The sequence below is a fragment of the Aeromonas sp. XH genome (assembly GCF_033348475.1).
GTDB classification, from domain to species: domain Bacteria; phylum Pseudomonadota; class Gammaproteobacteria; order Enterobacterales; family Aeromonadaceae; genus Aeromonas; species Aeromonas sanarellii.
Genome location: NZ_CP137630.1, coordinates 1106276 through 1117776, shown reverse-complemented (window position 1 = coordinate 1117776; position 11501 = coordinate 1106276). Strand labels below are relative to the sequence as shown.

Here is an 11501-nt window from a genome sequence, read left to right as displayed (position 1 = left end):
GTCGCCGTCTGCGGACAGGAAAACCTCGAATCCGCGAGGGTAAAAAGGCTATACTCTGCGCCCGTTGGCTAATTTTAAGACGATTGGTAGTTCTTCCATGCTGAAATGGCTCGTTCGCCTGTTTATTGTCATGATGCTGGGTGCAGTGCTGGGTGTTGCCAGCCTCATCGGCATCTACTTCTACATCAAGCCCCAGTTGCCGGATGTGAGCGCTCTGCGCGATGTCAAGCTGGCCACCCCCATGAAGGTCTACAGCCGGGACGGGGAACTGATCTCCCAGTTTGGCGAAATTCGTCGCATTCCCCTGCGGCTGGATGAAATCCCCCAGCCCATGATCGATGCCGTGCTCGCCACCGAGGATGCCCGTTTCTATGAACACCCGGGCATTGACCCCATCGGCATCATTCGTGCCGCGACCGTCTGGGCAGTCTCCGGTCAGGCGCGCCAGGGGGCCAGTACCATCACCCAGCAGGTGGCACGCAACTTCTTCCTGAGCAACGAGAAGACGCTGGTGCGCAAGATAAAGGAAGTGTTCCTCGCCTGGCGCATCGAGCAGAACCTCACCAAGGACGAGATCCTGACGCTCTATCTCAACAAGATCCCCCTCGGTTACCGGGCATTCGGGGTCGGCGCCGCCGCCCAGGTCTACTTCGGCAAGGAGGTCAAGGATCTGACCCTGGACGAGATCGCCATCATCGCGGGGCTTCCCAAGGCCCCCTCCATGCTGAACCCCATCCGTTCCCCGGAGCGCGCCTTCGCCCGCCGCAACGTGGTGCTTGGTCGCATGCTGGAGACCGGCAAGATCACCCAGGCCCAGTATGACGAAGCCTCCAGAATGCCGGTCAAGGCCCGCTACCACGGTGCGGAAACGACCCTGAACGCCCCCTACCTGAGCGAGATGGTGCGCCAGAAGATGGTGGAGCAGTTTGGTGAAGATGCCTACACCATGGGACTGCACGTCTACACCACTGTCACCGCCAAGCGCCAGCGCGCCGCCCACCAGGCGCTGCTCGACGGCGTCTTCGACTACGACACCCGCCACGGCTATCGCGGCCCGACCGCCCTGCTGTGGAAAGCCGGCGAAGCGGCCTGGGATTACGACCAGATCATGGCCCACCTGGCCAAACAGCCGAGCTATCAGCCCCTGATGGCCGCCGTGGTCACCAAGCTGGGCGACAAGAGCGCCACCCTGGTGCTCAGAAACGGCAAACAGGCCGAGCTGGGCTGGAACGGCATCAAGTGGGCGCGCGCCTTCATCACCGACGATCGCCAGGGCTTCGCCCCGAAATCGGCGCGGGATGTGCTAAAAGTCGGCGCCCAAATCTGGGTGCGGGAAAAAGGGGAAGAGCTGCTGCTCTCCCAGATCCCCGACGTCAACGCCGCCCTGGTCGCCATGAACCCGCAAGACGGCGCCATCGAGGCCCTAGTGGGCGGCTTCAGCTTCGAGATCTCCAAGTTCAACCGGGTCGATCAGGCTCGCCGCCAGGTCGGCTCGAACATCAAGCCCTTCCTCTATGCCACCGCGCTGGAGCAGGGCTATACCCTGGCGTCCCTCATCAACGACGCGCCGATCAACCAGTGGGATCCGGCCAAGGGCCCCATGTGGCAGCCCAAGAACTCGCCGGCCATCTATGAAGGGCCGACCCCCTTGCGCCTCGGCCTCGCCAAGTCCAAGAACGTGATGTCGGTCCGGCTGATGCGCGCCATCGGGCTGGATACCTATATCGACGGCCTCACCCGCTTCGGCTTCGCCCGGGATCACATCTCCGCCAACGAATCCCTGGCCCTCGGTGCCGCCGAATTCACCCCGCTGGAAGTGGTGCGTGGCTACTCTGTGCTGGCCAATGGCGGCTTCCAGGTCAGCCCCTACTTCATCACCGAGGTGACCGACAGCTTCGGCAAGTCCCTGTACCAGGCCAATCCGGCCGCCGCCTGCCGCGACTGCGGCGTGCTGGCCGCCGCCGGCCTCGACAGCGCCGATGCCTATGCCAATACGGTGCCCGACTGGAAGGCCCAGTGCCCCATCGATCCCGTCGTGCCCAACAAGATGGCGCCGCAGACCATCAGCGCCCAGAGCGCCTTCCTGATCACCGACACCCTGACCACCGCCATCTGGGGTGGCAATGGCTGGCGCGGCACCGGCTGGCGAGCGGCCCGCGACCTCAAGCGCCACGACATCTCGGGCAAGACGGGGACCACCAACGAATCCCGCGATGCCTGGTTCTCGGGCTATACCCCGAATCTGGTCGCCACCTCCTGGATCGGATTTGACAACCACCAGCGCGGACTGGGTCGCGCCGAATTCGGTGGCGGTGCCGCCCAGCCCATCTGGATCGACTTCATGAAGACGGCGCTCAAGCAGGTGCCCGAGCGCAAGATGCCGGTGCCCGAGGGGATCATGCAGGTGCGCATCGATCGCGAGACGGGTCTGCTGACCAATCGCGCCGATGGCAGCAGCACGGACGAGTTCTTCAAGGAAGGCACTGAACCGACCCGCTACGCGAGCCAGCTCTCCGATGGCAACCAGGTGTATGGCGGTGACGGCTCGGCCACCGATGGCCCCGTCTCGACCGACGACATCTTCTAGATCTGCGAGAGACAAAAAAACCGGCGCCCTGCGCCGGTTTTTTCTTTGTGCCCGGGGACCTTGCCCCTAGACGGGCAGGCTCTTTATCAGGCGCGAGATGCGGGCCGCCAGTTCGTTGAAGCAGGGACGCCGCACCGAGTAGTGACGGTAGAGCAGGGAGATGGTGCGCCCCGGCACGGGGTCGATCACCGGACGATAGCTGACGCCCCCCTCCTCCGGATTGGCGGGCACCGCCAGCCTGGGCACCAGCGTCATGCCGCTGCCGGCCGCCACCATGTTGCGCAGGGTCTCGAGGCTGGTGCCCTTGAAGCGCTGATCCTCCCCGATGCCCGCGGCAAAACAGAATCCCAGCGCCTGCTCCCGCAGACAGTGGCCATCGGCCAGCATCAGCAGCTTCTTGCCCTTGAGGTTGTGCAGCGGCACCGCCCTGGCGCTGGCCTCGGGGTGATGCTGGGGCACCGCCAGCCACATGGGCTCCTGATAGAGGGGGATGGATCCAAAGCCCTCCATCCCCTCCAGCTCCGCCAGCACGAGGCAGTCCAGCTCCCCCTCCTCCAGCCGCTTGAGCAGCACCTGGGTCTGCTCTTCGTAGAGGTAGAACTCCAGCTTGGGGAAGTGTTCGCGCAGATCCTGAATGATGTGGGGCAGCAGGTAGGGACCCACGGTGGGAATGAAGCCGATGTGGATCTCGCCGGACATGGGCTCGGCGAAGTGCTGGCCTATGCTCTTGAGCTCGCGCACCTCCTTGAGTACCTTGCGGGCCTGCCGGGCCATGGCGTCCCCGGCCGGGGTGAACAGCACCTTGCGGGAGGTGCGCTCGATCAGGATCACCCCCAGCTCATCTTCCAGCTTGCGCAGCTGGCCGCTCAGGGTCGGCTGACTGACGAAGCAACGCTCCGCCGCCTTGCGAAAGTGTTTCTCCTCTTCCAGCGCTACCAGGTATTCGAGATCGCGAAGGTTCATGGGTACTGCATCCTGCCATTCAATGTGGCCGCTAGCATGCACAAGAACGGTCCGGGGGACAAGGGAGGCTCGCAGGCGAATGCACGTCCGCCACACAGGTAGCAGGAGCATGGCGGCGGCCACGGCATGGAACCGCGGCCGCCAGGGGTCAGTCAGTCATCAGGGAGGCGAGATGCTTCGCGAAGGCGTGCGGCTCCCCCAGATACGGTGAGACGGGGACGGGCAGGAGGCGCTCGCCCCGCATCAGCCCCAGGGCCGGGAATCCCTGCCCGCCGAGCCGTCGCAGCCACGCCTGGCTGTAGGCCAGATGCCCGGCGAGATCCACCCGCTGGCAGGCCTGGGCAAAGGCCTCAGGCTGCACGCCCTGCTCCTGCGCCAGCACCGTGAGCCGCGCCGGGGAGCCGACCCAGTCCCCCTCCCCATAATGGGTTTCCTGGATGCGGTGCAACAGCGCAAGGCCATCCCCGCCCAGCTCGTCCAGTGCCAGAATGGCGCGAATGGGCGGCTCGGAATCGAGGAGCAGCCCTTCGTTGAGCAGGAGCTCGTTGAAGTAGCGCTCCCCGAAGGGTTGGCCGGTCAGGGCGTGGATCCGCTCGTCATGGGGGCGCACATGGTCCCGCAGGGCCTGGCCCATGGGCTGGCGCCGGGCGCCCAGCCAGAGGCCGCCCGCATGCAGCGCGATGCGAAGGCCCGGGATCCCGGCTGCGGCGCGGAGCAGGGGGGCTGCGCCATAGCACCAGCCACAGAGGGGGTCATAGACATAGTGCAGAGTCGTTTCGTTCATGTGATTCACTCGTTCATTCGGCTAAAAAAACCGGGCCCTCGGGCCCGGTAAAAAAACACAGGGAAGTTGGCGTCAGGGGTTTACCACTTCATCTCGCCCATGTTGACCTTGGCACCTATGGCCAGGCCGTCGTCCACCGGCAGGGACGGATAGGCCTTTTTCAGGCCCTCGATCAGCTCACCGGAGCTGTTCGCCTTGGCCAGCTCCTGCTCGAAGCGCTGGACATAGTCACGGGTAAAGGTCACTGCGGCAGTGCCCTGGGGCGCGGTGCCCAGGAAGTGGCCCGGTACCACGCGCTCGGGTTTCAGGGCCAGCAGGTTGTCCAGCGCCTTGACCCAGTTGCTGCGGGCCGCTTTGGTCTGGCTGTCCGCCATCCAGACGTGCACGCCGCTGTAGACCGGCACGCCGCCAAACGCCGTCTTGATGGAAGGGGCCCAGAGGTAGGCATTGGGCGTGTTCATCTCTTTGATTTCAATCCTCTCCCCATCCAGGGTCAGATGGCTGGCAGTCATCACTTGCGGCACGGTCAGGCTCTTGGGTGCCCCCTTGCCCAGGATCGGGCTCCAGTAGCTCAGCTTGGCATCCTTGGTCAGGTTGATATGGTCAACCACATGCTGGTCGGCCAGCACTTTGACATCCGGGAACGCAGCCATGACGGGCTCCAGACCGAAGTAGAAGTCGGGATCACCGGCACTGATATAAACAGCGGTCAGCTTCTTGCCGCTCTTCTTGATCATGTCGACCAGCGCCTGGCCATTTTGCACGTCGAACTGGGCATCGATCAGGATCGCCTCTTTGTCACCGGTCACCAGTGAGGAGGAGACCGGGAAGATCGCCTTCTCGCCGGGGTTGTAGACGGTCACGGTCAGGGGGGCGGCCAGCGCGGTGCCACCGAGCAGGGTGGTGGCCAGCGTCAGGTTGCGGATCAGGGTGCTGTTCATCATCTATTCCTCATTAAGTATTCGGGGGGTCATTTGATGGACACAGTGTATTGGATCGCCTAAGGTGCAAATACCGCATAATCAGTGCATCACTGTTGCACAAATCGATCATATAGAGGCACAAGATGGATAGGCTGACCGCATTGCGGGTCTTCGTCTGCGTGGTCGAACAGGGTAGCCTGAGCGGGGCCGGGGAGAAGCTGGAGATGTCTCGCGCCATGGTCTCGCGCTACCTGGCCGAGCTGGAGCGCTGGATGGGAGCCAGATTGCTGCACCGCACCACCCGCCGACTGAGTCTGACCGGCCCGGGCGAGGAGGCCCTGAACCGGGCCCGCGCCATGTTGGCACTCGGAGAGGAGATGGAACAGATCGCCGTGAAGGGCGACGACGCCCCCAAGGGCCAACTGCGCATCACCAGCAGCTACTCCCTCTCCGAAGCCCTGCTGGTCAAGGTGGCGAACGACTATCTGGCTCGCTACCCGGGCACGGCCATCGACATCCTGCTGCTGGACAGGACGGTCAACCTGGTGGAGGAGCGGATCGATCTCGCCCTGCGCATCACCAACGATCTGGATCCCAATCTGGTGGCGCGCCCCTTAGGCACCTGCCACTCCGTGGTCTGTGCCAGTCCCGCCTACCTGGCTCGCCATGCTCCGCCCCAGCAGGTGCAGGATCTGGCCCTGCACAACTGCCTGACCTACACCTATTTCGGCAAGAGCCTGTGGGAGTTTCAGGGGCCTCATGGTCCCGAGTCGGTGCCGGTGAGCGGCAACCTCAGCGCCAACATCTCCAACCTGCTGCTGGCGGCAACCCTGGATGGGGCGGGGATCAGCCTGCAGCCCCGCTACTCGGTGGAAACCCACCTCGCGAGCGGCGCCCTGGTGCCCCTGCTGACCCAGTGGCAACCCAAGCGGCTCGGCGTCTATGCGGTCTACGGCACCCGCAAGCAGATGTCTCCCCTGCTGCGCAGCTTCCTCGACTTTCTCGTCGCCCGGATGGCGGACGATCCCCTGTGGCAAGCCCGGTGAGGGTCCATGAAAAAGGGGCCTGGCGGCCCCTGTCTGCGGATCCTGGCTCACGCCTCGAAACCAAACTCCCTGGCAGGCGGCTCGCCATCGTTCGCCACCGGCTCCTCCAGATAGATGTCGTGATAGGCGGCATAGATGGAGTAGTTGATGGCGGGCAGCACCACCAGCAGGCCCACCAGCATCAGCAGCGCCCCGAAGAAGATCAGCACGGCCCCGAGGAGTCCCCACCAGAGGAAGGGCCACATGTTGCGCAGGCAGCCCCTGAAGCTGAGCCTGGCCGCCTGCCAGACCCCGACCCCATGGAAGAAGATCAGGGCGGGGGCGAAGGTGATGGCCATCAGCACGGGCACCAGCAGGGCCAGCCCCAGCAAGGCGCAGAGCAGGAAGCCCCGGGCCTGTTCCGGGGTCAGCGTCAGGGTCTCGGGATCCTGGGACAACAGGCCGGTCAGCCCCCACAGGTGCAGCATGAACGCACAGATCATCAGGATCATCATGAACAGGGCGAGCACCATGAGCCCCCCCAGCATCAGCGGCGTCAGGCGATGGCGAAAACCGGCGAAGAAGTCGGCGAACTGCAGCGGCTGCCCCCCAAAGCCCCGTCGTGCCACCGCCACCCAGCCGGCTCCCCACACCATGTAGAGCAGCTGGGAGATAAGCCCCCCCGCCGGCAGCTGGTCCAGCACTATGCCCACCACGAACCAGAGCACTATCATGGCCACGCTGGCCCCCATCCCCTTGTTGAAGATGTCGAATCCCGTGCGGACCCAGATCCAGCCCTGTCCGATGGAGTGGCGCTTAGGTTCGCGGCGCAGGGCGCTGTCGCTTTGCATCATTGACCTCGTCGAAAAATAGGAGCGGGGAAGCCTCTCGTCAGGGCACGCTCACCGTGACCATGATGGTTCCCGTATAGGTACCGGTACGCACCACCTGACCCGGCAACCGGGTCGGATAGAGCCTCACCCTGTAGTCGGTGTCATGGGTAGCCGCCGAATAGGGTACCGCGATGGCGGTATCGAATGGAATAGGGGTCAAGGTGTCCTGCTCCACCATGCCCACCCCGACTCCGGCCAGACTGGTGGTGATGAAGCGGTTCTGGCTGCTGAGCGCCCCTCCGAAGCTGTAGCGCAGCGGCACCACGTAGTCGTTCGGGATCTGGCTGCAGGTCACGCTCACATCGACGCTGCGGGGGCTATATCCCCTGGGGATCTCCCCCTCGACGAAGGCACTCTGCGCCACGGCGCCGAGATCGATGGGGATGCTGGTGCCAGCGGGAAACTGGCAGGTCGGCGTCGAGGTGACGCTGATGTTCATCGCCAGGGTGCTGAATGCATTGACCGGGCTGGTGTCGGGTGTGCCGGCACGGCGCACGAAGAGGTGGGCGACGGTGCCGCTGAAGGTCTGGGTGCCCGTGACCCCCTTGAGCAACTTCAACGTAGCGCGCCCGCCGTTCACGTTGATCCCTCCCAGCAGGGAGACATTCAGCAAGCCGCCGACACAGGCGCTGAGCAACCCACTGGTCGTGGCATTGAAGGGAACTGTCTGGTATGCCCCTGCCGCGTTGAACTCCACCTTGAGGCCGAAATAGGGGGTGAGCTTGATGAGGGTACCGAGGGGATCGGCAACGGTCGGCAGGCCGGTCGTGCCCTGGTAGTAGACCGTCACCAGCAGGCCCACCGAGATCCCGGTGCAGTCACAGGTGGCCGTGTCCGTGGTCGAGAAGGTCGCGCTCCGGGTCTCGCCAGGCTGATAGAGATCGTTATCGGCGCTGATGGGCAGGGTCGCCACGAAGGGGCTGGTGCATTGACCGCTGACGGCCAGCCCCTCTTGAGGCCACATGCCCGCCAGCAGCAGGAGCGCCCCCGCCAGCAGGGGCCAGGGGCCATGACGGCCAGCCATGTTACTCATCCCGCGCTCCTCCCACCAATCCCAGCACAAAGGCCTGTTCACGGTAGGTACCGTCGTCGTCTATCCAGCGCAGCCTGCCCCTGGCGTCCGGCGGTACCCTCCCCGCCATGACCACGGGCAGGGCACCATAGGGCGGCAGCACCCCGCCCTCGCGCCAGGCCAGCCCCCGCCCGCCAGCCGTCAGCAGCACCTCGCTCAGGCTGATGTGGAAGGGGCCCGGATTCGTGACCCTGAGCCCGCCCCCGGGCAAGGCCTGCCAACCCAGCTTAGACACCGACTCCGCCACCGAGCCCGCCAGCCCGGGCGGCCGATAGAACAGCTTGATGCGGGTGCGGTAGGCCAGCTGCACGCTCCCCTGCGAGGCGTGAGCCTTGGGGGGAAGCCCCAGCACATTGAGCCAGAACAGGGACTCCCTGTCCCGGGGAAGCCGGCCCAGATCCGCGCCGAGGACACGCAGCGTCTGCCCCCGTCCGGGCCCCAGCCGCATCACGGGGGGCACCACCAGAAAGGGGGTCGTGACCTCGGCCGGTCCCTGGCGTTCGTCCCCCTCATCGACCCAGGCCTGCAACAGGCTGGGGCCGGCGCCATCGTTGCGTACCAGCAGTGTGGCCTCACCCCCCTCATGGACGAGCCGGGTACGGGTCAGGTTGAGGGCGCCCTCGCCCTCCCTTGCCCACAGCAAGGCCAGCAGCACGACACCCGGCCATCCGACCCGTCTCATGAGCCAGACTCCACGCCGAGGCAGCGGGCCGCCACCTGCTGATAGGGCATGGCCGGATCCGGCCGGGGAGCCCGATAAGCGAGCCGGCATCGCTCTTCCCTCTCCTCACCCCATTGGACGTAGAGGGGCCCCTGCTCGCCACGCACGAAGATAAGCCCCCCCTGGCCGACCACGGCCACCGAGCCGCCGCTGCCGTCGACCACCTCGGCCCCGAAGGGCGGGGCGCTGCCATCTTGCCGTTCGGCCTTGATCAGCAGGGGCTGACCGACCCGGGTCTCGTAGGCCAGCTTGACGATGGCCCCCCGGCGGGGGGCCACCATGCGGGCGCTGCCGTCGATCTCCACATCCAGCGGCAAACCGCTCGGATCCAGGCCGATGATGTTGGTGCGATAAGGGTTGAGCCCGGCCAGCACGGCATAGCCATCGCCGTCCACCTCGCTGCCGATCCCGTGGCTGACCCTGGCCCCCTGGGCCCCCTTTGCCTCCACCAGTGCCATCGTCTCCCCCTGCGTCTGCCCCAGCACCCAGCCCTCACCGTGCACCAGCAGGGTCCCCTTGGCAGAGGCCACATACTGGGCATACCCCTCCCCTTGGCTGGTGCTGAGCCCCAGCTGGGCGGATGCCGTCTGATACTGCAGATTGGCGCCATAACCCTGGGTACTGCCCTCCCCGCCGGGACCATGGCTGCCGTAGAGGCCGTAATAGAAGCGGCCGTCCCGGGAGCCGCCGTTGAGATCCAGCCTGGCGCTGGTCCCCAGCCCCTCCTGATAGGAGAGGGTGCTGCTAAGGCGCGGGGCCCCCAGCTTGTCGCCGATGGGAATGCTGAGGCTCAGCACATATTGATCGCCGACCCCTTCCTCCAGGGAGTGGCTGGCCGACAGGGTCAGGCTGCCCCAGTCAAACCCCCGGTTGTAGCCGAGTTGGAAGCTGCTGCTCTCCCCCTGGCCTCCCCAGTAGTCGCGGCGAATGCCGTTGAAGTAGAGATCCCCCCACTCCCCCACCGGCTGATTGACATTGAGCTGGAAGCGATTGCGCTCCCGCTGCAGGCGGTCCAGCGCCTGGGCCTGTATCGCAGCCACGTCGTTGAGATCGAGGTAGCCTTCGCTGGAGAAGCGGTAGGCGGCCAGGGTGACATAGGTCCGGGTCATCTCCATCTGCTTGCTGTAGGTGAGGCGATAGCTCTGGCCGGACTGCGACGCCGGCAAGGCTGCGCTGACGGGCAGGGCGCGCGCCCAGGATCCGGTGACATCGACGGCCAGGGCCCCGTAATCCGACCCCACCGCCACACCGCCCAGCAGGGCGGTGTAATCCTCGGCGGCGATGGCCCCGCCATAGAGGGTCAGGGCATCCGAAAAGCCGCGCCTGTAGGTGCCTTGCAGAAAGTCCGGCCCATCGGACCCCGCCTCGTTGCGATAGCGCCCCAGGGTCAGGCTGAAGCGGGAGGTGTCATCTCGCAACATCTGCACCACGGAGGAAAACGGCAGGGTGAAGCTCTGAACGCTGCCATCCGCCTCCGTGATGGTCACGTCCAGATCTCCGGCAAAGCTGGTGGCATAGAGATCGTCGATGGCAAAGGCACCGGGCGCCACCTGGGTTTCGTAGATAAGGGCGCTGCCCTGACGAACGGTGACCCTGGCGTTGCCCTGGGCCACCCCGCGCACCACGGGGGCGAACCCCCGTTCGAAGTCGGGCAGCATGGCGTCGTCGCTGGCGATCTGCACACCGGTGAAGGGCACGCTGTCGAAGCTGTCGCCCGGGGTGAAATACTCCCCCAGGGTCAGCTGGGCGGTGCGGGAGGTAATGTCCCGCTGCGCATAGCTGTTGAGGGGATCATAGCCCCCGTGACTGCCCCCCTGATAGGAGCCGTTGTGGCGCAGGCGCCAGGCGCCGAGGTTGAGACCTGTGTTGAGGTTGATGCTGCTGCTCAGCGGTTCGTCGACCGCCTCCTGCTCGCTGTAGTAGAGGTTGGCGTTGTAGCTGACGAAGGCGGCATTGATCCCCTGCATCCACTGCTCCGGCCCCACATAGTCCCGTCTGACACGGCCCAGGTAGGCCTGGGGCAGGCTGAGTGCCCCGCTCAGGCTGGCGAGATCGAACGTGAAGCCGGCGCCGGGTACCAGGGCCCCCACCTCGATGCAGTCGAGGCCGAGTTGCCGCGTCACCTCGGCCTGATCGGGCAGCTTGTCCAGGATCAGCCCCCACTGTTTCAGGTGGTCGGGCTGGAAGCAGAACCTGGGGGTGGCGGGATCCTTCCCCGCTCTCACCTCCACCTGCTGGCTCAGCCTCTCCTTGCCATTGAGGGTGATGTCGAGCTGATAGCGCCCCGGGGGGATGAAGTCGGCACGGGAGAAGCGCGCCAGATCGATGTCGACCCCCAGGCTGTCGAGCAGACGGCTGTCAAACTCCACCTCGTCGTGTGAGCCGCCTGCCTGCTTGGGAGCCTCCTCGGCCATGGCCAGGGCTCCCCAGAGCAGGAGGAAGAGACACCAGCCACCGGGGGCGGGCCCGCAGGCCGGCGGAGAAGCATGGCAAGGGAGGGACACGCCGGCGCTCATGGCATCCCCCTCGGCGC

9 protein-coding genes are annotated in these 11501 nt (G+C 65.5%); 2 read left to right on the top strand and 7 right to left on the bottom strand.

All coding sequences use genetic code 11. The features are described 5' to 3' along the window. Positions 1 to 97 precede the first annotated feature (97 nt). A complete protein-coding gene (locus R2B70_RS05285) occupies positions 98 to 2587 on the top strand; it encodes a penicillin-binding protein 1A (RefSeq protein ID WP_042078960.1) in 2490 nt (829 codons plus the stop codon). 66 nt (positions 2588 to 2653) lie between these two features. Here R2B70_RS05285 and oxyR read toward each other — a convergent pair whose 3' ends face one another. The 3 genes from oxyR to R2B70_RS05270 form a co-directional block, all read right to left on the bottom strand. Beyond that, positions 2654 to 3550, bottom strand: a complete 897-nt coding sequence (oxyR, locus tag R2B70_RS05280; protein ID WP_209793418.1) for a DNA-binding transcriptional regulator OxyR — start codon at positions 3548 to 3550, stop codon at positions 2654 to 2656. Positions 3551 to 3698: 148 nt separating this feature from the next. Continuing rightward, complete coding sequence (locus R2B70_RS05275) at positions 3699 to 4334, bottom strand: DsbA family protein (protein ID WP_318162814.1); 636 nt, start codon at positions 4332 to 4334, stop codon at positions 3699 to 3701. A gap of 80 nt (positions 4335 to 4414) precedes the next feature. Further along, positions 4415 to 5275 carry a Vmh family MBL fold metallo-hydrolase gene (locus R2B70_RS05270; protein ID WP_318163319.1) on the bottom strand — a complete coding sequence of 287 codons (861 nt, stop codon included), beginning with the start codon at positions 5273 to 5275 and terminating at the stop codon, positions 4415 to 4417. Between the two features lie 125 nt (positions 5276 to 5400). Between R2B70_RS05270 and R2B70_RS05265 the strand changes: the two genes are divergently transcribed. Further along, complete coding sequence (locus tag R2B70_RS05265; protein ID WP_318162813.1) at positions 5401 to 6303, top strand: LysR family transcriptional regulator; 903 nt, start codon at positions 5401 to 5403, stop codon at positions 6301 to 6303. A 47-nt stretch (positions 6304 to 6350) separates the two neighbouring features. Here the strand turns inward: R2B70_RS05265 and R2B70_RS05260 are convergent, their stop codons facing one another. From R2B70_RS05260 to R2B70_RS05245, 4 genes are read right to left on the bottom strand one after another with little or no spacing between them, the layout of a single operon-like run. Beyond that, the gene (locus R2B70_RS05260) at positions 6351 to 7133 is read right to left on the bottom strand and encodes a BPSS1780 family membrane protein (RefSeq protein ID WP_042079002.1); all 783 of its coding nucleotides are present in this window, start codon (positions 7131 to 7133) and stop codon (positions 6351 to 6353) included. A 40-nt stretch (positions 7134 to 7173) separates the two neighbouring features. Continuing rightward, complete coding sequence (locus R2B70_RS05255) at positions 7174 to 8208, bottom strand: fimbrial protein (RefSeq protein ID WP_318162812.1); 1035 nt, start codon at positions 8206 to 8208, stop codon at positions 7174 to 7176. Beyond that, a complete protein-coding gene (locus R2B70_RS05250; protein ID WP_318162811.1) occupies positions 8201 to 8929 on the bottom strand; it encodes a molecular chaperone in 729 nt (242 codons plus the stop codon). Before R2B70_RS05250 ends, R2B70_RS05255 begins: the two co-directional genes overlap by 8 nt. Further along, complete coding sequence (locus R2B70_RS05245; RefSeq protein WP_318162810.1) at positions 8926 to 11484, bottom strand: fimbria/pilus outer membrane usher protein; 2559 nt, start codon at positions 11482 to 11484, stop codon at positions 8926 to 8928. The genes R2B70_RS05250 and R2B70_RS05245 overlap by 4 nt, the downstream gene beginning before the upstream one ends. Between the last annotated feature and the right edge of the window lie 17 nt (positions 11485 to 11501).